16 protein-coding genes are annotated in these 24439 nt (G+C 39.1%); 5 read left to right on the top strand and 11 right to left on the bottom strand.

The annotated features are described in order from the left end of the window. The first annotated feature begins 1088 nt into the window (after positions 1-1088). Positions 1089-5111, top strand: coding sequence for a hybrid sensor histidine kinase/response regulator transcription factor (locus HCG49_RS14765; RefSeq protein WP_168470293.1), 4023 nt, complete (start codon positions 1089-1091; stop codon positions 5109-5111). A gap of 110 nt (positions 5112-5221) precedes the next feature. Here the strand turns inward: HCG49_RS14765 and HCG49_RS14760 are convergent, their stop codons facing one another. From HCG49_RS14760 to HCG49_RS14720, 9 genes are all read right to left on the bottom strand, one after another. Beyond that, positions 5222-5659 carry a hypothetical protein gene (locus HCG49_RS14760; RefSeq protein ID WP_168470292.1) on the bottom strand — a complete coding sequence of 146 codons (438 nt, stop codon included), beginning with the start codon at positions 5657-5659 and terminating at the stop codon, positions 5222-5224. Positions 5660-5776: 117 nt separating this feature from the next. Continuing rightward, positions 5777-6193 carry a hypothetical protein gene (locus HCG49_RS14755; protein ID WP_168470291.1) on the bottom strand — a complete coding sequence of 139 codons (417 nt, stop codon included), beginning with the start codon at positions 6191-6193 and terminating at the stop codon, positions 5777-5779. Positions 6194-6340: 147 nt separating this feature from the next. Next, a complete protein-coding gene (locus HCG49_RS14750) occupies positions 6341-7039 on the bottom strand; it encodes a hypothetical protein (RefSeq protein WP_168470290.1) in 699 nt (232 codons plus the stop codon). Next, entirely contained in the window at positions 7036-11061 is a 4026-nt protein-coding gene (locus HCG49_RS18755; protein ID WP_168470289.1) for a discoidin domain-containing protein, read from the bottom strand. The genes HCG49_RS14750 and HCG49_RS18755 overlap by 4 nt, the downstream gene beginning before the upstream one ends. A 142-nt stretch (positions 11062-11203) precedes the next feature. After that, positions 11204-11656, bottom strand: a complete 453-nt coding sequence (locus tag HCG49_RS14740) for a DUF4488 domain-containing protein (protein ID WP_168470288.1) — start codon at positions 11654-11656, stop codon at positions 11204-11206. A 220-nt stretch (positions 11657-11876) separates the two neighbouring features. After that, the gene (locus tag HCG49_RS14735) at positions 11877-13286 is read right to left on the bottom strand and encodes a DUF4998 domain-containing protein (protein ID WP_168470287.1); all 1410 of its coding nucleotides are present in this window, start codon (positions 13284-13286) and stop codon (positions 11877-11879) included. A gap of 12 nt (positions 13287-13298) precedes the next feature. Beyond that, positions 13299-14492 (bottom strand): DUF5000 domain-containing lipoprotein, encoded by a 1194-nt coding sequence (locus HCG49_RS14730; RefSeq protein ID WP_168470286.1) that lies wholly within the window; start codon positions 14490-14492, stop codon positions 13299-13301. A gap of 29 nt (positions 14493-14521) precedes the next feature. Beyond that, the gene (locus HCG49_RS14725) at positions 14522-16399 is read right to left on the bottom strand and encodes a RagB/SusD family nutrient uptake outer membrane protein (protein WP_205764412.1); all 1878 of its coding nucleotides are present in this window, start codon (positions 16397-16399) and stop codon (positions 14522-14524) included. A 10-nt stretch (positions 16400-16409) separates the two neighbouring features. Then, entirely contained in the window at positions 16410-19616 is a 3207-nt protein-coding gene (locus HCG49_RS14720; protein WP_240938712.1) for a SusC/RagA family TonB-linked outer membrane protein, read from the bottom strand. 347 nt (positions 19617-19963) lie between these two features. Between HCG49_RS14720 and thrS the strand changes: the two genes are divergently transcribed. From thrS to rplT, 4 genes are all read left to right on the top strand, one after another. Further along, a complete protein-coding gene (gene thrS / locus HCG49_RS14715; RefSeq protein ID WP_168470285.1) occupies positions 19964-21904 on the top strand; it encodes a threonine--tRNA ligase in 1941 nt (646 codons plus the stop codon). A 34-nt stretch (positions 21905-21938) separates the two neighbouring features. Continuing rightward, the gene (gene infC / locus HCG49_RS14710) at positions 21939-22493 is read left to right on the top strand and encodes a translation initiation factor IF-3 (protein WP_084668487.1); all 555 of its coding nucleotides are present in this window, start codon (positions 21939-21941) and stop codon (positions 22491-22493) included. Positions 22494-22631: 138 nt separating this feature from the next. Next, positions 22632-22829, top strand: coding sequence for a 50S ribosomal protein L35 (gene rpmI / locus HCG49_RS14705; protein WP_072764859.1), 198 nt, complete (start codon positions 22632-22634; stop codon positions 22827-22829). Between the two features lie 88 nt (positions 22830-22917). After that, on the top strand, positions 22918-23262 hold the full coding sequence (rplT, locus tag HCG49_RS14700) for a 50S ribosomal protein L20 (RefSeq protein ID WP_072764858.1): 345 nt from the start codon (positions 22918-22920) through the stop codon (positions 23260-23262). A 363-nt stretch (positions 23263-23625) separates the two neighbouring features. Here rplT and HCG49_RS14695 read toward each other — a convergent pair whose 3' ends face one another. Then, on the bottom strand, positions 23626-23898 hold the full coding sequence (locus HCG49_RS14695; protein WP_072764857.1) for an EF-hand domain-containing protein: 273 nt from the start codon (positions 23896-23898) through the stop codon (positions 23626-23628). 47 nt (positions 23899-23945) lie between these two features. Beyond that, entirely contained in the window at positions 23946-24368 is a 423-nt protein-coding gene (locus HCG49_RS14690) for a secondary thiamine-phosphate synthase enzyme YjbQ (RefSeq protein ID WP_168470284.1), read from the bottom strand. Between the last annotated feature and the right edge of the window lie 71 nt (positions 24369-24439).

The following is a 24439-nucleotide window of genomic DNA, read 5'->3' as shown; positions in this document are numbered from 1 at the left end:
GTTCATCCTGAGCCAGGATCAAACTCTTCATCGTTGATTTTTATATAACTTGATCAACCATTAATAGCTAATTGCCCGGCCCGTGTTTTCGATTTTTATTCAATATTTCCGATCTGTCGCCAGAACGGAAATACGCTGTCTTTACAATATGTCTATGAACTTTTTATTCTTTCTCGTTTGCCTTATTTCCTAAAGCGGCTGCAAATGTACAGCTTCTTTTTTATCCGGCAAGCTTTTTTAAAAAAATAAAATTCTTTCTTTTAGCTTAACTGATAATGGAAACAAAACTCAATGAACATGGCGCTCTTAACGCCTTTTCCGTTTGCTCGGCACTGCCTCGCTAGTGGACGGCAAAGGTACGCCTCTTTCTAAAACTGGCAAGGTTTTTTTTGAAAGATTTTATGATTATTTTCAGAAGTGCTTTTAACTTATTTGTTTTCAGTTACTTACACACCTAAACTACTTGAAAGCCAAAAATTGATCAGCAATTAACAATGAATTCCATTATTAATTAGCTTCTTGCTCGCTCCGCGAAGTCTCACGACTTCGCAGAACAGGCCATCCTATATATAAGGATAGCATTGGATGTGTTTAAAATATGGCCGCCACGCTGTTCCTTTCTAGTACGGGCACGAGCGTGACGCTCGCGCCAGCGATCGGCGTTCAACTGTCCTATATATAAGGGTAGTTTAAGTCTACTGTGAACAGTAAATAAAGTTAACATTGAAATCAGTCAGCTTCGTCCTCAACTAAGTCTTTCGCAGCATACAACATTTCGAAACTTTAACTATATAATGCACCGCAAAGTCGGGGGACTTTGCGGAACAGGACTTTGCGGAACAGGCCATTTGTTTACTGTTAGTAGTAAAAAGCGTTAGGGATTGCAGCGGCATCCTTTTTTAGAGGGCCGCGGGACCTTTAAAAAAGATACAGCGGAAAGCCCGACCCGTTAGGGGAACGCCCAACCCCCTACAAAAACCACTATTGTTCGGTTTTTAACTATTTAAACATAGGAAAAGCTCTGCATTGCATATTGTATAATCGTATATTATGAGCTAATTTTACAGATTAGACCAAACACCTACCAGATGTTAAAAACCAAGCTTCTCATTATATTTTTTCTAATTTCCATTAGCTCATGGGGACAACAGGCCAAGAATTTAATTCCGATTAAGGTCACCATTGACAATAAGGATATTCTTCCCAACGATATGCTGCAGGACAGTCTTGGATATATATGGCTTGAGCATACTAGCCGTATGGTAAAATACGACGGTGCGACCTACGTGGACATTCCGTTTGATACAATTTTCCCCTTGGAAGACCACAACCAAACCGACTTTATTGAGAAAGCCGAATTGGATGAGAACGGGAAGCTTTGGGTATTGTCCTTAAACGGACGTATAGCGCATCAGAATGACAAAGGAACCTTTACACCTTATAACCTCTTTACCCAGAAACAAACATCGCCTTCCAAGAAAATAAACAATATAACAGCCAGCTCTAATTATTTGCTCTTTGGCACCGAAGACGGCAAAATTTACTTTAAAAAACCTTTAAGCACCCAAATTGACAGTGTTAACCTAGGCCAAAACGACACTTCTATCATAAGAGGAATTCATGATATTGTAGAAAAGGACGGTATTATTTGGTTTTCTACCAAGAGCGGTAGAATTTATAATTATAATATTAATACTAAAAAGAGCTCGGGCGTTTTGGCCTACGGATACAAGATTAACAAGGCTTATGGCAAAATATGGTTTGCAAATGCGCAAGGCAACCTTTGTAGTTTCACACCCAGTAAAAGCACTGAAAAATATACCGTTGAATTAGAAATAAGAAGTATTATTAAGGATATTTCATGTGACAGCAAAGGCAATGTATGGGTTGCTACCGATGGAAACGGGGTTTATCAAATGAATACTAGCACCAAAGAGGTCGTCCACTTCTATAGAAATGAAAACAGTGAGTTTTCCTTGGCCTCTAATACAGTCCTCAAAATAAGGGAAGACAACCATGGCAATGTATGGTTTTTTCCCAACAGTGAACACCTACAGATACTTCCTAACACCTTAAAGGGTTTACATTACCATTCTGGCCATGAAAATTTCACCCCCACACGAATCTTGTCGATGTATAAGGCCAACAACAATATTCTTTATATAGGCACGGACGGGAGAGGACTAACCGCCTACGATGAAAAAAACAATTCCACCACAACCTTTGATGATAAGGATGGTTTTAAAGGTAAATACGTTCAGTCCATATTGGAATTAGATGCTAGCACCTTATTAATTGGCACTTACCGAGAAGGTTTATGGGAATTAAACCCTACTACAAAACGAATCCGTCCGTATTCTTTGAGCAAGGAACTTGGGTATACACCAACCAGTATTACTGTATTGTTTAAGGACTCAAAGAATAGAGTATGGATATCGTACGAATCTGGGCTGTCCATATTTGATGCCGCAATGAAACCCTTAGCACACTTTAATTACGGTGACAACGGGCTAAAAGGCTATACCGTCATGAATATTATAGAAGACAAGAACCGCGGTATTTGGGTTAGCAGCGTCAATGGCGGCCTGTTTAATTTTACAGAAAACAAGCATGAACTGAGCAGTTCTCAATTTAAAAATATTACCCCTGAGAACAGTAGCTTGAACACTAACCTATATCATTATATCAATGATATGACGGTAGATGACAACAATAATTTGTGGTTTATTGCCAATAGCACCTTAGCCGTTTACGACATAGATGCTCAGCTATTTAAAAAATTGGAATTTCCGAACGATTTTAAGGAGATTCGCTTTAGATCAGTTCTTTCTTCGGATACTAATACGCTATGGCTGAGTACTAATGAAGGGATCTTTAAATATAACCCGAACACCCAAAATGTAGAAGAATTTGGTATTGCCGACGGGCTTCAAGGATACAATTTTAGAAGCGGAAGCAGTTACAAAGACAGCGATGGGCTCCTGTATTTTGGAGGCTCTAAAGGATTGAATTATTTTCATGCGCAGCAAATGCAACAAAAAAAGGAATACCCAAAATTATTGATCAATGGCATTGAGGTACTCAATAGACCTGCCGCATCTATTATTCCCGATCAGATAAACAAAAAAATAGAAGATATTGGACATTTAACCTTAGGCCCGTCTCAATCCTCATTTAGCTTTAGGTTTTCTGCCTTGGGAAACACCTTAAAATCGTATTACCAATACGCCTATAAACTTCACGGTTTTGACAAGGAATGGATTTCTTCCAAGAGCAACAATATGGCCACCTACACCAATATACCTCCTGGCCGCTATACTTTTGAAGTGAAGGCCGGGACCAAGAAGGGTCTTTGGGATATTTCTCCAAAAAAAGTAGCGATTATCATTGAAGCCCCTCTATGGAAGCAAACTTGGGCCTACATTCTTTATTTTATCGTGCTATGCGGGATGCTATATGCGATTACTACTTGGTTGAACCTGAAGAACAAATTTTTGGTTGCTTCTTTAAAAAACAAGCAAAACAAGGAGTTCTATGATATGAAGATGAATTTTTTCTCTAAAATGTCTCATGAAATCCAAACTCCGATCACCCTTATTAGTGCCCCAATAAAGGATATGATTAAAAATGCCAAAGAAAAGGACAGCAACCAGCAGCGACTACAAATGGTTTGGAACAATACCCAAAGGCTCTCTAGGATTGCTGCCGAGCTTACCACGATGAAGAATTATGAATTAGGAAAGCTTCAGCTCAAGGTTACCGAAGGGAATTTAATTGATTTTATAAAGGATATTGCCTATGGGTTTAAGGAACACGCCAAATACAAAGGCATTTCCCTGAAGGAAACCTATGCCGAGCTACCAGAAGCCTTGTGGTTCGATACTCAACGATTAGAGCATATTGTATACAACCTCCTTTCCAATGCGATAAAATTTACGCCAAAGGATGGCTGTATTAACTTGAATGTATCTGTCTGTGAAAAGCAGAAATACATTTTAATAAAAGTTTCCGATAGTGGTCCTGGTATCCCAGAAAAGGATATCGATAAAATCTTCAACCTCTTTTACCAATCTAAAAACGGTAAGGAAATTGGCGGTACCGGCATTGGCCTTGCCTTGGTAAAAGAATTGGCAACACTACATCATGGCGATATTACTGTACATAACAATAGTAGTAGCGGCGCTACCTTCACCCTAAAAATTCCGCTTAGCGGCGATGATTACCGAAAGGAAGAAAAGCAGGATGTAACAATACCAGAAGAAGCCCCAATAAGAACACGACCTACTTTGATAGAAAAAAACTCTTCTAAGAAAGAGAAGACCATTGCCATCATAGACGACAACTTGGACATTCAGATTTATTTGAGATCGATATTCGACGATTCGTTTAACCTTATTAGTGCGGATAATGGGCTATTAGGAAAACAGCTTATTGAGGAACATCTCCCAGACCTGGTGATCAGTGATATTATGATGCCTGAAATGACCGGGATTGAACTTTGCCAAGAACTTCAGAAAACGGAAAAAACCAGTCATATCCCAGTGGTCTTATTGACTGCTAAAAGCAGTACGGAAGTTAAAATATCGGGAATGAATGCCGGGGCCATTTCGTATTTACCGAAACCTTTTAACAGGGACGAGCTCTTGCTAAAGGTAGAGAACATTCTGATGCAGCAAGATCGGTTGATGATCAAGTTTAAATCGGATCAACTGAGTTTGCCCAATACCACGGAGGTAGACTCTAAAAGCGATGAGTTTGTCAGAAAAATGGTGGATGAAATTGAAAACAATATAGATGACATCAACTTTAAGCTCGAAAATATTTCGGACGCTTTAGGAATGAGCTATTCTGCCCTTTACCGTAAATGCACCCAAATAACGGGAAAAAAACCTGTAGAATTCCTTAGAATGTACCGTTTAAAGAAGGGGGCCATTTTGATCGGCAAATACGATTACCTTGTTTCCGAGGCGGCATACTCTGTTGGTTTTGGGGATACCAAATATTTCTCCAAATGTTTTAAAAAGGAATATGGCATGACCCCTGCTGAATTTAAGAAAGAAGCTCAAAAGGATGATTTGGAGGCATTTTTAAAGACACATGATTTAAGCTAAGGATGTCTTTTTTGGGCTCCTAGCTATCTATAAAAACCAAACCCCATCCTTTTTTTGAGTAGGATGGGGTTTGGTTTTTTAAAGAGGTGGACTTTTAGATCCTATATTTCTTACTGTTTTACATACTTATGCGCCCTCCCAGTTGACAACCGTAATTCTTGGTCTTCCATTTCTAACTGGAATCCGATAACAAAAACCTTGTCCTTAGATTTTTGAACTTTTACTAGAACATCTGTACTAGAAGAAAGTCCAAAATTTTCATTGCCTAGCTCTTTTTTATATTGCCAAGACCAACTTCCCTTTTCTACTCGCGATGTATTTTTATTTCCAAAAACCACGGTTGCCGTGGCATCGTCGTGCAAGGTAAAGGCCATCACAACCTCGTCCTTGGGATGAATTCTTTGAAAAGATTCTGACGAAAAGTGCCAATCTCCGATCATTTGTTCTCTTTGCGTCTTTAGGGAGGTTTCTTTTGCTGTTTTGCTTTCCAGGCAAGACACCAGTAGCAGTACGCAGACTAAAGCTGTTATGGTATTTTTTAATTTCATATTTTTTTTAGAGGTTACTATTGGGATGCACACTTTAGGTTTCAACAGCGATAGTTATACCACAAGCTAAATCACCCCTAGCTGTATAGGAATAGATTTATATTCATGGGAAACCTCCTAATTTTTGGTCTCCGAGGAAATAGCAGATTCCTTTTTCAGGACTTTTCTGCTCACTTTAAATCCAATACCCAAAAAAACCAGAATAATTCCAAAGATCAAATAGTCCCACTCTCCGCCAAACCTTACGGAAGGGAAGCCCGAATTTCTTTTGCTTTGGGAAAGTATCACTTTGATAATATTGGCTATCACAAAGCCAAATCCGCCAATAAAAAACAATTTGTTTAATACGATCAGGAGCCCTGAAATATCCTCCCTATTGGTGTCAGTAGTTTTATTAATAAACTTGTCCCTTAAAAAATTCAGTATAGCTAGCAGTAAAGAAAAAATAATGATCACCAGCACTAATTTTACAAAAAGCACATCATACCCATCCATACCGGGCATATTTACATTAAAAGATTGTTGATTATCCATAATAAGGCATTTAAAAATTGTTAATAGGTAGGTATGTTCATAGAAAACTCCCTGTCCATTGCTTTCGAGGGAGTTTTTTTAGAATGTCAACTGCTCTTAAGATTCAATTATTATCTTTTCTCTTTTACAACATTCTTTGTCTACACCTTATTTCACATTAAACTGAAAAAGGTCTGAATAGGAGATATTTCCTTGAGTATCCTTTGTTTTTACCTTCCAATAATAATTGGTGGCGGCCTTTACCTCAACGTTTTCTAGTTTGGATACTGTTAGGTTTTCTTTAAAGAGCTCTGGGGAATCACTTTCTCCAAAATAAAGATCATAACTTTCAATATCCTTATCTACATCACTACCGCTCCACTCTAATACTATACCCGCTGAAGCAAATGCTACCTCTTGGTTTATCTGGGGAGCAACAACCTCTGCTGGGAAGGGAGCATAAGAGGAAGACGCAACACTGGCATTATAAAATTTCCAAACAGGACTCTCGGCTTTTTCCGAAGACCCTTGACTTCTAGAGATTACATACCAAGAATAAGCCACTCCCCTTTCCAAATCAAGGGCTACCTCACTTTTAGAAATATTATGCCCTGTAATTAAACCTGTAGACAGGTTTTTCAACTTCAGCTCATACCTATTGGCATGCAAGGCATCTTCCCAGTCGAAGGTAACAGTACTTTTAGTGTCACTTTTTACAACCCCTTCGATACATTCCGAATTGTTCAAAGGAAAAACTAAAGTGGCAGCTTCAGGACTAACCACCTCTTCTTCTTTAGGTGCATCACCGCCGTCACTACAAGAAAAGGCGGTGAATATCATCAACAGTGCAATTAATGATTTTTTCATTTTTTAATTATTTTAAAGTTATGTATCCCTTCTTGGGTAGTTAAGCGAACCGAATAAATTCCACTATACACAAAGGCCACATCAACACGCAACATACTACTAGTTACCTCTTGGGTTCTGGCAAGAATTAGTTTACCTCCACTATCATACATTTGTATCTGGATCATTTTAGACTTGTCTTCCCCTAAATTCATATATAGATAGTCTTCTACCGGGTTAGGATACACCAATATTTTTTTAGCCAGCATTATTTGTTTTTCAAATACTCCCTGACAATCTTTTTCGGTAGTTACCGATATATGGTTGGCACCTTCATCCAAGGCTAGGGTAATCTCATTTTCCGATGTTTCCCAAACTTTTCCATTAATAGACACCTTATAACTAGTACCGTTGTACATCTTTAGAGATAATTCTTTGGTATCTGGATCGTAAAACGACATTACGGCAATATCTTGGGGCTCACTGACAGACACATCATAACAGCGTTCAAAAGCAGGCTGACCGTCTACAGTAAAACAAAGTTGATAGGTTCCTCCCTTAAGATCCGAAATCTCCAAAGTTTCTGTAAAACTATAGGAAGAAGTCTGACCATGCCCTACTACCTTCACCTGGTAGTTTAAGGCTTCTTTGGCAGTAATGATTAATTTTCCATTATCGCTACTTCTACAGGTTTCGGACAACACCTCTACGCTAAAATTATTAGCTGGCAAGGAAAATAAGGTACAGCCATGTTCGTCTACCACGGCATTCGGTTCAGATTTTGGGCAAAGATCGTCAACATCTAAGACACCGTCATTATCGTCATCATCGTCACAGGCATCTCCTATGCCATCGCCATCAAAATCGGCCTGATCTGGGTTATCCATCCCCGGACAATTATCGTCTAGGCAACCTATCAGGCTTACTTCTGCTATAGAGGCAAAAACTTGCCCATTGACTTCTGACAAGGCTTTTATTCTCATATAACGTCCTTTTACTGGTTCGTCAAAATTGATACGCTGTGGACTGGAACTATTTTCGAAAACCCCAGTTTTCACAGCTTCTCCCCAATTATTCTTGTCATAGCTAAAGTATAATTCGTACTCTGCTATTCTTCCGTTAGAACCATTGGATCTAGGTAAATAAGTAAATTGACTTATACTGTATATATTCCCAAGGTCAATTTGTAATTCATGCGGGTACGGATCAGTACCAGTACTCCATCGGGTATGCCATATCGTATTGGGGTCATCGTCAAAAGCCATGGTTCCCAATCCCGGATAATTTGTTTCCTCACTACTGACATGAACCAGAGACCATTCGTTCTTAGGCAATTCTCCTGGGTTGCTACAGTCCGTAATAGAGGGGCAGGTAGTAGTCACTACCATTTCTTTGATGGTCTTGGAATATACTTTTCCGTTTTGGGTGACCGTCATAGTAACATCGTAAGCTCCTGGATTTCCCAAAACAACTTTGGGGTTCCTACTATTAGCATCGCTGATATAACTCGGTGTTGGCGTAATATCCCATTTCCAAGTAGCCCCTTCATGTTTAATCATGGAATGATCGTCAAAATTTAGGGTATCTAGCATACAATTGCTGTATCCTTTTTCTACCCAGGGGTTTAAAACGGGCTCAAAATTTTGGTCTTGCATATAACTTTCCCATACACCGCCACTACCGGCCACTCTTATTTTTGCATCCCTATAAAAAGGAACTGCTGTTATGGCAGAAAAATTATCTGGGAAATTTTTTGAAAACAATTCCCAATCGTTCATTGATGCGGTTCTATAAAATATTTTTGCAGGCACACCATATCCTTTCTTGGTCACCAAATAAACTAAATCTTCGCCCGTAGCACTAGGTTGTATTACTAGGGATTTGGTATTTAAGTTAACGCTTCCGGTAATATTTTCCCAAGAATCCCCTCCGTTTATAGATTTAAAAACTTTTCCTTTGCTCCCTCCCCATGTTCCATTGGAAAAGGTAGCATAAATTGTATTCTCGTCATATGGAGAAACCACCATACTGATACGCCCTTTCATACCATCGCCTCCATTTTCACTACTAGTAAGTGAGGTTTTATTAGCCCAGGTAAGTCCACCGTCTTCACTTTTGTAAAGCCCGTAGTTTTTAACGTCGACATACATGACCTTGGGGTTTTTAAAACTCACCTCAACCTGCATGACCAAGCCCGGGAAGCTTTTTAAGGAAGAGAAGCTTTCGCCCATATCGGTACTGGTCCAAAGATCGTTACCTTCTCCAAGGAACAATACCTCGTGATAATTAGGATGGTGCACTATGCTACCTCTATTCCCTCCATACTCGAGCATATTAGGAAACTTAGAAAACAGGAACCTTCCTTCTGGTGCTCCTTCCGCTGTTTTGGGCAGTATCCACCCTTTCCCCAAATCGTTAAAGGCGACATGCCTGCTTTTTCCTTGTAACACCCAACCGGTCGGCGATTCGGCCCCTCCCATTCTTAGGGCCTTGTCCCCGTAAAAATCTGCTATCGCCGTATTCCCATTATGGTAGCGGCCTCCTACAATGATATCTTCGTTCCACCCTTGGTCGAACCCCCACATATCCGAGCCTACCATGCCATTTATTAAAGGCTGAAAATCGGTTTCAAAGGCATCTGTTGAAAAACTTAATCCACCATCGGTAGCCACATATACAGAGCCATCGTGCATCCAAAACATATCTTGAATATCTGGGTGAATAGAAAAACGCCCAAAGTACCCCCCAATGGCATCAAAAGAACTTCCGCCATTATTGGTTTTGAACAAGGTTGTTGTTCCCACCATAAATTCGTTTTCATTTAGTGGAGAAACCTCTAGGACAAGGTCGTAATATCCCTGACCGTTATTATAAGGAAAGGCCTGGGTATCACATTCTATAACTTTTGTCCACACCCAATCCCCATTGGTTAAAGTCCCTTTATAAAGCAAAGGAGAACCTTCGCTGAGCATGGTTGCATATAAGATATTGGTATTGGCTGCCGACATAGCGAGCAATCCTCCCGAATGTTCTTTTAAAGCAGCCGGAAAACTTACCATTTTAACGAATGTATTCCCCCCATCGGAAGAGGATACCACCTCAAAATTCCCCAAGCCATTTGTTGTCAAACCAAAGATCACATTACTGTTCCCAGGCATAATCTGAACATCCCAGGCCTTATTAGTTACTTTTTGCGTCCAAGAATTCCCTGAATCTGTACTAACATATATTCCCTTATTAGAAGAAATCACCAATTTATTAGGGTTGTTCTGATCTATAAGGATATGATTTACGTGCATTTCGGTATTCAGTATTGGCACCCAAGTTTCTCCGCCATCCAAGGTTTTATGTACTTGGTTGTGAGAAGAGGCATATACTAAATTGGCATTGGTAGGATGTATGGCAATACTGGTTACTCCCGAATGAAAAAGGTAATTTGGTGCCATCAATTTCCATGTTTGCCCTTTATCTACAGACTTATTAACAAAGCCAGTTTCTGTACCTACATAAATGATATTGTTATTGGATTTAGCTACGGCTACCGAATATACGTTTACTTGCCAAGGAGCAATCCCTGGTATATTGGGACTATTAGATTCGTTTAGCCAATAGGTGTTCTTTGGCCCTAAAAAGCTCCAGTTGGCATTGGAGGTATCCGTGCCTTTAAATTGTATGGATGCTCCTTTATTACTTAAGGACGATTCATCTTTCTTGGGTAGTTGAATAGTACCATCGGATTGCACATAATCGGATATTACCCGCCTCCATATTTTATAGTATTTTTCAATAGGGGTTTTCCCTGGATCTGTAGCCTTATAGGCCTTATACCCCTTTTCTATTTCCTGGAAATTAACAGGGTACTCGTATAGTTTTTTTGCCCAATCCGGAAAAGACTCTTGATAATTGGGCTTATAAGTTATGATTATTCCCGGTAATTCGTCGTAGGGAGTAATGGGTATCTGCGCCTTGCTTTCTGGTATAAAACCAAGGAAAGCAATAATGGCTATACCTTTTTTTATTAAAGAAGTAATAGTTTTTTTCACGATTTTAATTGTTAAGGTTGATTAGGCTTATTTAATAGAAGCAAATAAAGGTGGTTGTCCTTTACCCCGTAGCACTTCCAAAAGGTTTTAGTTACTACACATAGGAACATCTCCTTTCCCATTCCTGTAAATAAACAGGTTTTTACAAGGACAATGGCATTCGTGTCCATCTTTCATTGACCCAGTCTATAGTATTTGGGCTCCAGGCCATCAGCAATGTTTTCTCGTCAATCAATTCAAATTTAAGGTTGCTATTTTTTCCGTTTAGCAAAGGATTCATGGTATGTTGAACTATGTTTTCAACCAAGGTATTCTCTGATGTAACCTTATAGGTACCATATTGTCCAATTGCAGTACCTTTTGATGGGTCTTCTATTCCCCATGTTATAAAAGTATAATAGGTACCATCTGCATTGATTACCTTATAATTTCCACTTTTTACATCCATAATCTTCCCTGTTCTAGGATTGGTTATCCCTGTCTGTTTCCAGATGCCCACGAGGGTTTTGGAAGCAGGTATATGCACTGGGGAGTTTTGAGCGGATAAAGGCACGGATAAAATGCTTAATAGAAATAAAATATAGATGTTTCTCATAGGATGATATGATTATTGTATGTAATTAATCGTTTGTTGAAACAGCAAAATTTTGAATAACCTTCCAATTTATATTCTTTCTACTATAATAAGAACACCTAAAACCCAATTTGAAACTTTAAAATGTTTCTTATTCTCTTTATTCAATAGGAAGTATGGTTAGTTTTAATAAAAAAAGGAGGAGGAACTATGCCCTCCCCCTATATTTATTAATAACTATTTACTCAAGTCCGTAGACATTGATCTCTGCCAAGAAGGCATAAAAGTTAGGTCCTTCCAAGGCCACATATTTAAAATACCTAGCTTTTGGGTTTTGGGGCATTGCATATACCTGCCCATCATTAGTTTGCGGATTCATGTTGTACGACCCAAGGTCTGTCCAAGTTTCGCCATCCATACTTATCAAGAACTGATGTTTGGTCTGTCCTCGTGAATCTCCTTGTCGTCTAAACACTTCAAAACTTGTGATGGTTTTCTCTGCGCCCATATCGATTACAAAATGATGTGGATAAGGAGGTGCTTGGTTTGACCAATCTGTATGCCAAAACGTAGACAAATCACCATCTATAGTATGTAAGGCTTTGCGCGTTGGTTCATCTGAAGAATACTCTACTACTGTCCAAGCTGATTTGTCTAGCAATACTGCTGCTTCTGGCGTTACCGTAAACTCCTTTGGTCCAAAAGAGTTACCATATAAATCTGCCATAGTTACTTCTATGATTTGTTCTCCTTCTTCCATTCCCGAAACAACAGCCTTCCCATTAATATCGGAAGATGTAACTGTTTGTGTTTTTACAGCTCCGCCAGCTGTAAAACTGAACGTCACTTGTAAATTCAAGCCATCCGGATTAGACCAAGAAGCCTCTACACCACCTAGTACACTCGCAAAAGAGGTTGTTTCCAAAATGCTTGGTATTGCTGGCAAATCAATGTTTTTCCAATCGGATTCAAATTGATCAATAGAGGTCTCTTCCCCTTCTATTGCCTGGGTTGGCACGTAATAGGTACGCACCATAATAGCAGCATCCAGGGATACATCGGTCAATACGGTCTCACTTTCGTCCTTGGCTACCTCAATAATAGTTTCCTCGCCACTGTTATTTGTATATGTTACCTCGGATTTTCTTTGGTATTCGTTACTTAATCCAAAGGTGACGGTAGCATCCCCTTCTGAATAAGAAAAGCTATTGACCGGTCTACTCTCTAGCAGGGATCTATATTTTTCGCCATAGGAAGAGGCAAAAACTGATACCGGAACCGAAATATTTCCGTGTGCATCTCTACTAAACACCTCAAACTCATAGTTCTTCTCCTCTAAGTCGGTCACCATCAAATTTAATTGATCCGTTTCAGCTTCAGATTTTTCATAAGTAAACACCTGTTCGGAGTTTCCTTGATCATAAGAAACTACAATTTCGGATACGCTAAAGGCAGAGGTGATATACCCACTGATCTGCACCCTATTTTTACCAGAAAAGGACGTAATTGAATCTACTTTATTGGTATAAAATGTTTCTCCATCTTTAATGAACTCTTGGTGAACATCGTTCTGGTCTGCACAAGACACGAACATGGACAGCCCAAGTACCCCTAGGAAAAACAATTTACTTTTATTATATATTGTTTTCATTTTTCGTTTGTTTTAGTTTGAAATATTTCCCCAAAATGTTATTTCCGATGCATTGATATAACCGGCACCGTCCCAGGTTTCGTGCACTGCAAGTCTGAAATATCTAATTTCTGGTGCTTCATCAAAAGTATATTCGTCCCCTGCGTTTAGGTGATCTATATCCTCATCGGTATTTTGACCTATTGGCAAGCCCGATGGCTTAATAGACTCACACTCTCTTAAAAGTATCCAGTTCTCCAGATTTTCAGGATCTGCAGGCAATTCTTTAGCTCCGTAAACGGTATACTTTTTGGGATTTCCATGAGTATAAGCATGCAAGGACCCGTGAGACATTCTTTGATAAAGTGTAAACCTACTCAATTTAACCACCACCCCAAGATCGATTGAAAAGATCTGTGGATTAGGACGATCCCCCTGAGTATGAACGATTGATTTCATATCGTCATCATAGAAATTAGTATAATCTCCTTCCCAGGCATCCCAATTGGTATCATTGGCCAAGATTAATTTTTTGAACTGTTTCTTATCCAAACGCTCTTCAAATAATGGAATGATCATTTTATTAGGCGTAGCAGGATAAATAGTATCCGAAAAATTATCGTACCGATCTCTGATTACTGCCGCAAACTTTTGTTCTACGGACTCATATCCCCTTAACGAAAAACTAGTTTCGGACTGGGAGGTATAAATAGTCCTTACCTCTTCTAGTTCCTTTTTATCGTTTTCGGCAAACAACGAAATAGAAATAGGCGTCTTTTCTTCATTGACCCAATGAAATTTGGCCCCACCGAAATCTTGGGTAATCGCTAGATTTTGTTCAATAATTTTAACTGGAGGTGTCAGCGGATTTCCCGTAAAAGAAACAGGTTTCGAAGCATTTTCCGAACGGTCTACCGCAATTAGAGTAATGGTTTTCTCTTCGGTATCTCCAAACCCTAGAATTTCTATTTTATTGGTATATCCAGAAGACCTAGTTTCTACCTGTACTCCTTTACTATTGTTATATACTGCTTTCACATATAACAGGTCACTGTCTTTAGGCAGGTCGTAGGTAATACGAAACCCTCCATACACAGGGGTAAATTGCACATTTTCGACCCCCGCGGGAGCTTCCCCATCGATGGTGATGGGTGTATGCTCATAATCTTCTTCACAGGCTACTACCAAGAGCAGGCATACGAATAATAGACTAAATATTTTTTTCATGTCTTTATATTTTTAGTATTTGTTTAAACTTACCATCCTATATTTTGCTCTAGGCTTGGGTTGTTAATAAGTTCGGACTCTCTAATAGGCCACAAATAATCTTTAGTGGTAAAAGAAGGCGTATACAATATTCTTACATTGTAATAATCTTCCACTGACTGTCCTAAGACACTCCACCCCTTTATTGGCTTGTTCATATATACTTCGGCCAATTTCCATCTTCTCAAATCCCAGAACCTAGGACCTTCAAAAGCAAGCTCTATCATACGCTCTCTTTGAATAATGTCGCGCATCCCTTCTTTGGTGGTGGGTTTGTTTGGCTCTAAAGAGAAATCTCTCCAGCTTTCTACCACTCCATTTAATCCGGCTCTTTCTCTAATGGCATCAATATACTGATATACTTCTGCATCAGGGGCAGCCTTCACTTCGTTCAATGCTTCGGCATAGTACAAATACAGGTCTGCCAATCTGATAATTGGGAAGGCATACCTGTTAGGACTAAAACTAGTTCCGTTTTTGACCGTTGTTTTTAGGTTGACCAACTTTTTAGGCCAGTACCCTGTTACGGAATACTGAGAAATCTCAAATACGGAGGCAAATTCTCCTTTTCTACCATGTACGTACCAAGGATCGGTATCTAATTCTCTTCCGTTTCCAAACCAAGTACCTCTATCAAAAGAAAGGTCGGCATAGAACCTAGTTTCTCTATTAAAGTTTAGGATAGCCGTTTTTTGTCCTGGCTCTACATGAAAACGATCCTTGCTGGTCGCCGATTTTGTTTTATATCTGTTGGCATAGTTGTAGGTTACGTCTTCGTCAATAGGCACCCCATTTTCTGAATAATACATTTCGGCCACTCTAAGCGTAGGCGCATGCCTTGAAGCTACCGGATTGGTTGTATATCCGTACAATCTTGGCATAGCTTCTGACTGAAGACCATTAATATTGCTTGTATGCCCCCAAATGATTTCCTTGTTCCATCTTTCGGTCACCCTTCCTCTTAAGGCTGCCTTTAAGATAGTAGTATCATTTTGATCAAAAGGATCCTGATAATCATCTTTTGTGTACAATGCAACCCCTGAAGCCTCAGAGATCTCTATTGCTTCTTTAGCTGCCAAGGCCGCTCTTTCCCATTTAGAAGCATCGTATTCCAAAGGAAACAAAGGTGCCCCTTCAGAATTGGTCAAACCGCTATACACGGTATTCCCATTAAATAAAGGACTTGCATAGGTCATCAGTACTCTTGCCTTTATGGCTGCAGCGACAGGTTTGGTTACCCTTCCTAATTCTTCATCCTCATATTGTAAGGTCTCTGGCAAAAACTCAATAGCCTCGTCCATAAGTCCAACGATATATTCAAAAGACTCTTCCAGGGTGTTCCTTTCCGAACGAACTGCTTCCGTGGAGGCCGATACCTCTACTGCATCGTCCACAATAATGATGGGCCCATACATCTTTACTAAATAAAAGTGATAGTAAGCTTTCAGGAATTTAACCTCTGCCTTCCATTTGTCTTTTAGGTATTGGTCCAAACCTGGCACCTCATCTACGTTATCAAGAAAAATATTACACTTTCTTATCCCTTCGTATAAACCACCGTTCCACTTATCAAATCTAGGATTGTTTATATTCTGGAAACCTTGGGCCATCGTAGGGCCATTATAACCTTTAATAGCTTCGGGAAACCATGTTTCATCGCCTCCCTTAAGGGCCGGGTTATCGTTTACATCCCCAGGACTAGGCAAATAACCATAACAGTTATACAGAAAATTCTCTGTATTATATCGGTTAGCGAATGCTAATTCTATCGTAGCCAGGTTATCTGGAACAATGTCTAAATAATCTTCCTCGCAAGATGATACCATCCATGCCAAAAGAAAAACAAATACGTATTTATAATTTCTCATATTCTTTTTTTTAAAGTGATATTTGAATACCGGCGTTAAATACTCTTTGGGTAGGATACCCCAAACCGTTACCTGCCATTTCCGGATCCCACAACTTAAACTGACTAATGCTAAACAGGTTATTACCAGTTACATATATCCGTACTTTTTCCATTCTAAACTTGTTCATTAGTTTTTGAGGCAAGTTATATCCTAATTCTACAGACTTTAATCTTAAAAAAGATCCGTCTTGCATAAAGTAGGTACTCGTCTGGTTGTTGTTGTTATTAGGAGTAGCCGATAAACGTGGCCATTTGGCATAGATGTCTCTATTAGTTTCGGACCAGTGGCTATCTGCCCAAACCTGCAATAATTGGTTGTTTCCTTCTGCCCCAAATTGAGTATCTATAAAAGGTGCGGTATCATAAGGATTTATCCAAAAAGATTCATTGGCAAGTCCTTGGAAAAAGAAAGACAAATCAAAGTTCTTAACTCCACCAGAAACTCCAAATCCATAAACAATCTCCGGAGTAGTAGGGTTCCCGATAGGCACCTGGTCTAATTGGGAAATTCTACCATCTCCGTTCACATCCTTGTATTTAATATCTCCGCCCCCGTACTCTCCAAAAGTTTGTACTGGTGAATTGTTCACTTCCGCTTGGTCTACAAATAGGCGTTCTGCAATATATCCTCTTACTTGTCCTATAGGCAGGCCTACCCATGACTTCCATGGTGTAGCAGAGTAATCTGGCTCCTCCATTTTAGTAATTTCATTGGTAGCATAGGTAAAGTTACCTCTTGCTTGTAACCAAGCCCCATTTCCTAAATCTGTAGAATATGTCAGCGTACCATCTATACCTTTACTTTTGGCTTCTCCAATATTAGCTCTTACACCAGACTCCAAGCCCATATGAGCTAGTATGATCCTATTAGCCAAAATATTGCTTCTTTTTTCCGTAAAGTAATCGGCCTCCAAGCTCCATTTTTCAAATAAGCCAAGTTCCACACCGATATTCAGTTTCTTAGCAAGCTCCCAAGTGATATTCTCATTGGCATATCGTTGAATGGAAACCCCTGATTTACCATAATCGAAATCAGTACCGGTTACATAACCTCTACCGCTAGTCAAATTCACTTGCGACAGGTAAAAGAAACGGTCGCCAGAACCACCAATATTATCATTACCCACTAGCCCGTAGGTTCCTTTAAGCTTAAAATTGCTCACTACAGGTTTTATGTTTTCAAAGAAATCTTCGTTAGAAATAACCCAGCCCAATCCTGCAGAAGGGAAAAAGCCCCAACGCTCGTTCTTTGCAAAACGCTCAGAGCCATTGTAACCAAAGTTAAATTCTCCGAAATATTTATCGCCATACCCTAAAGTATAACGACCAGCAAGTCCCATGTTTCTGTATGGTAACGATGCCTGTAAATTTCCAGCATTGGAAACCGTTCTATTGTTCATGGTATACACCATCATTCCGGACAGGTCAAAATCTTCGCCTAATTCTTTATTATATCGTAAAGAAGCTTCTAAATAGGTAGAAGAGGTTACAAACTTTCCTGCCTCATTATAATCCAAATATTCGGTCCCACTTTCCTCGTTCAAAGGCTTTAGGCTTACGACATTGGTTTCTCTATTCAATACTGGCTGATAGTAATAAGGTCTGTAAGATCTATTGATTGCATTTCCAGACTCTCTATTGGCGTTCACTACAACTTTACCAACCAAGCCTTCGGTGACAAAAGAGAAATCTTGCTCTAATTCAATTTGCGAAATAATTTTAGATGACCCACTTTCTCTATAACCTTTCACCATATCGGCATAAGGGTTGATATAGTTACCATCGCCATAATTACCAAAAAGAACATGGTTGATATAAGAGTTCGTTTCGTCCTTTTCATAATAAGGCCTAAAATACACGGGGTTACTCCTCATTACCTTACGGTACAGTTCTTGACCAGAATCGATAGGACCAGAATAATCATCATAATTCCCGATAAAATTCAACTTCAAGGTCGTTGTTTCGGTCAAATTAATATTGGTATTAGAACGCAACTGAAATTTCTTGTAATCTATGTTATTACTGAAATTGCTTATAGAAGGCACATTAAGCACACCATTATCTTTAGAGGCTGCTAAAGACACATAGTACCTTGCCACTTTACCCCCACCATTAATACTAAAGTTAAATCGCTTATTTATGGTATTATCCTTAAACAATTCCTTTTGCCAATCGGTCGTAGGGTATAGTAGCGGATTGTTTCCAGCAATAGTTTGGTCAATTTTTTCTAAAGAATACGGCAAAATCCCTAAAGGATCTCTTGTTCTTACCGCCTCGTTATGAAGTTTCATATACGTAATAGGATCGGCAAAATCCACATCCTTTGTAGCTCCAGAAGAAGAAACTTCAAATCGAGCACTTATGCTCGGTGGTCCTTCGGTTCCTTCTTTTGTGGTCACATAGATAACCCCGTTAGCTCCTCTTGCCCCATAAAGGGAGGTAGCCGTTGCATCTTTCATAATAGAAAAAGATTCAATATCATCGGGTTGCAACCTTGCCAAGTCATTGGTCGTCAGTTCTACCCCATCGATCAAGATCAGTGGGCTGTTTCCATACCCAAAGGAAGTAACCCCTCTAATAAAGAACTGGGCATTATCTTGTCCTGGCTCTCCAGTTCTTTGGTATGCAATCATACCAGACACCTTTCCTGCCAAGGCAGTGGTTAGGTTACTGGAAGGAATTTTCAATTCTGCTGGCTTCACAGTGGCGATAGAAGCAACAACACTTGATTTTTTCTGTTTACCAAAACTTACCAGAACAACTTCATCTAGCGCTTCAGCATCTTCGGCCATAACCACATCAATAACGTCACTACTGGCTACTGTAACCCTTTTAGATTTCATACCTATATATGAATACTCTAAAATATCACCTTCATTGGCTTTAATTTGGTACTCCCCATCAAAGTTGGACTGCACCCCTCTTGTAGATCCTAATACCACAACATTTACGAAGGGAAGCACTTCTCCCTTTTCATCTTTAATAGTTCCTTTGATTACTCTTGTCTGTGTAACACTTTCATTCATTTCCTCTACAGGCGATACCGTATCATAGGCCGAGGAAATTTGAATGGACAAGAAAAACAAGGCGGTAAAGAGCGCATGCCCTAACCGTAATTTCCTTTTTGAACGGACACCTTCATGTCCACTTTCATACAGAATTGTTTTTTGCATCATGTAAATAAGTTTTAGATTATTTTAAGTTAAATTTTAGTTGGTTGAATGTGTTCCTATCGCCACAACAGAAACCACATTTTTAACTTTCGTTAAAATTCTCTAAAAACTACTTCATCAATAGTGGAAATTATCGCCACTTTAGGGGGTCATTTCTTCTAATCTGTTAATTTTTTAAGTAAATACGGGGCTTTGGGGAGGACACCTACTAATTAACCTAAAATTAACATCCTATTAATTTTACGTTAAAGGGTCTCAAAAAAAATCGACTTAAAACTAAAATTCAATCCCTCACAACGTTGTTCAACTAATCACTTTACAATATCTTTGCTCTTGTTAAAATGAATCCTATGATTAAAATTACTTTACCCGACGGAACCGTTAAGGAATTTGCTAAAGGAACAACACCTTTAGAGGTAGCCAAAAGCATAAGCGAAGGCTTGGCAAGAAATATTATTTCTGCAAAATTTAATGGAACCACGGTTGAAACGGTTACCCCTTTGAATGAAGATGGGGCTCTTGTGCTTTTTAGCTGGAACGACAAAGAGGGTAAAACCGCATTTTGGCACTCTACTTCGCACGTCATCGCTCAGGCTTTGGAAGAATTATATCCTGGCATAAAATTAACCATAGGACCTGCTATCGAAAACGGCTTCTACTATGATGTAGATTTACCTGAAGGAAGTATTTCAGAAAAAGATTTTCAACAGATAGAAAAGAAGGCTTTGGAAATTGCCAGAGGCAAGCACGACTTTAAAATGCGTTCTTCAACCAAAGCAGAGGCCTTAGAATTTTACAAATCTCAAGGTAACCAATATAAGGTAGAGCTGATAGAAAACTTAGAAGACGGCACCATTACCTTCTGCGACCATGATACATTTACCGATTTATGTAGAGGTGGGCATATCCCCAATACCGGAATCATCAAAGCTGTTAAGGTATTAAGTGTTGCCGGCGCCTATTGGAGAGGTGACGAAAAAAACAACCAATTGACCAGGGTTTATGGAATTTCTTTCCCAAAACAGAAAGAGCTTACCGAGTACTTAGCCTTATTGGAAGAAGCTAAAAAAAGAGACCATAGAAAACTTGGCAAGGAGCTAGAGTTATTTACCTTTTCACAAAAGGTAGGACAAGGTCTTCCCTTATGGCTTCCAAAAGGAGCTGCTTTAAGAGAAAGGCTAGAGAATTTTCTAAAAAAGGCGCAGAAAAAAGCCGGGTATGAAATGGTGGTTACCCCACATATCGGTCAAAAGGAGCTTTATGTTACTTCGGGCCATTATGCCAAATACGGAGAAGACAGTTTTCAACCTATAAAAACCCCGAAAGAAGACGAGGAGTTTTTATTAAAACCAATGAACTGCCCACACCACTGTGAAATTTATAACACAAAACCATTTAGCTACAGGGAACTTCCTAAGCGATATGCCGAATTTGGAACGGTATATCGTTATGAGCAAAGTGGAGAATTACACGGCCTTACCAGAGTACGTGGTTTTACACAGGATGATGCCCATATTTTTTGTACTCCCGACCAATTGGCCGATGAGTTTAAGAATGTTATAGACCTTACCTTATATGTATTGGGATCTTTAGGTTTTGAAAACTTTACGGCACAAGTTTCCGTACGGGATTTAGAAAAACCGGAAAAATATATCGGTTCTGTAGAGAATTGGGAAAAAGCAGAAAGCGCCATTATCAATGCTGCTAAAGAAAAGGGGCTTAATTTTGTGATCGAGAGTGGCGAAGCTGCTTTTTACGGTCCAAAATTAGACTTTATGGTAAAGGACGCCTTGGGAAGAAACTGGCAGTTAGGAACCATTCAGGTAGATTACAATTTACCGGAACGTTTTGACCTTACTTATAAAGGAAGCGACAACGAGTTACACCGGCCAGTAATGATCCATAGGGCTCCTTTTGGAAGTATGGAACGTTTTATTGCCTTACTCCTAGAACACACAGGAGGAAATTTCCCACTCTGGCTGGTACCAGAACAAGCTATTATACTGCCAGTGAGCGAAAAGCATGAAAAATATGCCGAAAAAGTTTTAATTTCCTTGGAAAATAACGACCTTCGCGCCCAAGTTGACAAGAGAAACGAAACGGTAGGCAAGAAAATCCGAGAAGCAGAGATGAACAAGATTCCATTTATGCTTATTGTAGGAGAGAATGAAGAGAACGAAGGAACCATTTCTATAAGAAGGCACGGAGGCGAAGATTTAGGAGCTTTAACGGTAAAAGCCTTTTCAGAATTGGTCACTAAAGAAATAAATAGTACCTTAAAGTCCTTTTAATAAAAAAATTAAGTTTAATTAAAAACCACAAGTCATAGCAATACGTAAAAGATTCAGACCCCAACCTAGAAGGGAAAATAAAAACCCGCATAATATCAATGAACTGATTTTATCGCCCAAGGTTAGGTTGGTTGGCGACAATGTAGAAGTAGGTGTGTACAGCACAAGGGATGCTTTAGCCAAAGCCCAAGAATTGGAATTGGATTTAGTAGAAATATCCCCTACCGCTGATCCACCAGTTTGTAAAATTATCGATTACAAGAAGTTTCTATACGAGCAGAAGAAACGTGAGAAGGTCATGAAGGCCAAAGCCACCAAGGTAATTGTTAAAGAAATTAGGTTTGGTCCACAAACAGACGAGCATGATTACGAGTTTAAAAAGAAGCACGCGGAGAAATTCCTTAAAGATGGTGCTAAATTAAAAGCTTATGTATTCTTTAAAGGTCGTTCTATTGTGTACAAAGACCAAGGTGAAATTCTTTTACTAAAGCTGGCTTCCGAATTGGAAGATTTGGGTAAGGTAGAACAAATGCCAAAATTGGAAGGAAAACGTATGACGATGTTCCTTGCTCCTAAGACAAAAAAATAAGATTTATTTTTTATAGGAGTCCTGTACATTAGGCCAAAGCAGTTGTTTTATACTCCTGTGACATCTAATTAAGAGAAATACTGAATTACATTCAGCATTAAAAAAAGTAAGCGAGATAACTTAATACATAGGAAGAAAATGCCTAAACAGAAGACAAAATCCAGTGCCAAAAAGCGTTTTAAGCTTACCGGTTCTGGTAAAATCAAAAGAAAGCACGCCTTTAAAAGTCATATTCTTACGAAGAAGTCTAAAAAGCGTAAGCTAGCGTTAACACACTCTACTTTGGTTCACCAAGCAGACGTTAACAGCATTAAAGAACAATTACGTTTAAAGTAATCGTTTTTCGGTAATTATTAACCCTGGAGTTAGGCTTTTACAAAGTATTCAACAGAAGAATCGCCTACTACAAAAAACAATTTAAATTATGCCAAGATCAGTAAATTCAGTTGCTTCAAGAGCTCGTAGAAAAAAAGTAATGAAGCAAGCCAAAGGTTACTTTGGAAGACGTAAAAACGTTTGGACAGTAGCTAAAAATGCGGTTGAAAAAGCAATGTTATATGCTTACAGAGACCGTAGAAACAAGAAAAGAACTTTCCGTTCTTTATGGATTACCCGTATTAATGCTGGTGCCAGATTACACGGATTGTCTTATTCTCAGTTTATGGGTAAAGTAAAAGCCAACAATGTTGAGCTAAACCGTAAGGTTTTAGCCGATTTGGCCATGAACCACCCAGAAGCTTTTAAGGCTATCGTAAACAAAGTAAAATAAATTAATAAACGTATCTCGCTTACTTAAAAGCCTGTTCCTTTCGGAACAGGCTTTTTTTATTCTAAGAACCCCACAAAGAAGGCTTACTACATTTGCTATAAACCAAGTAGCAACAGACCTACAATGATTATAGCTCGGAACCACTTACTGCAGATCAGCTGTAAACCCAAACCCTAGCCAATTAAAATAGATTTTCCGAAAGCAGTGTAGGATGATTTTAAAATCACATCGCCTTCTAATCCCTTTCTGTTTTAAGGGATGTATTCTAATCAAAAGCTAGCCAACAACGACGGTTCATTAAAAACCCTCATATTACACTAGAGACTTTTTACCACTTTCAAAACCAGGATTTCAATTCTATTCTTAAGCGACCTTAATTTTAGCAATGGCCGCTTTAAACTCCTCCCAATCAATAAGCTCATCCCCGCTAGTGTCATACCCCTCTATAAGTTTATTCGCCACCATACCTCTTATAAACCCACTAATTTCGGCTTGTTTTAACAGCGCTACCACCTCACTCTTTTTTAGCTTCCCATCTCCGTTCTCATCAAAAAAATTAAAGGCTTCTTGCGGATCGCTAAAATGATTCGTCACCAGGATCTGAATTTTATTTAATATCTCTTCTTTTGCTCCCATTGTTTAAAATTTAATAGCTTTTCTAAGATACAAAATTTATATCACCCCTAAATACCAAAACAACTAAGCACAATGTTTCTACCCTGGGCATAATCCCGATGCTCGCATAAATACACCCCTTGCCAAACCCCCATATTGAGGCGGCCATTGGTAATTGGAATATTTAGGGAGCTCCCCATCAAGGAAGCTTTTATATGCGCCGGCATATCATCGGGCCCTTCATAATTATGAAGGTAATAGGGGGCATTTTCGGGAACCATAACATTTATGTGACTTTCAAAATCTTCCCGCACCGTAGGATCGGCATTTTCATTGATAGTTAAACTGGCAGAACTGTGCTTAATAAACAGCTGCAGCGTCCCTGTCCTAATTTTTTTAATTTCAGGAAAGCTTTTTATAAGCTCGTCGGTAATAATATGAAAGCCGCGTTTATAGGCGCGTAATTTTATTTCCTTCTGATAAAAAAGCATAGATTCCAAAATTTAATTGTTGTCAAATTTCGTGAATTATTAAGAAATGTGAAACTTTTTACAACTAGGCT

It is taken from the genome of Arenibacter sp. 6A1, assembly GCF_012272855.1.
In the GTDB taxonomy this organism is placed as follows: Bacteria; Bacteroidota; Bacteroidia; order Flavobacteriales; family Flavobacteriaceae; genus Arenibacter.
This window is presented reverse-complemented; position numbering and strand designations above follow the sequence as displayed.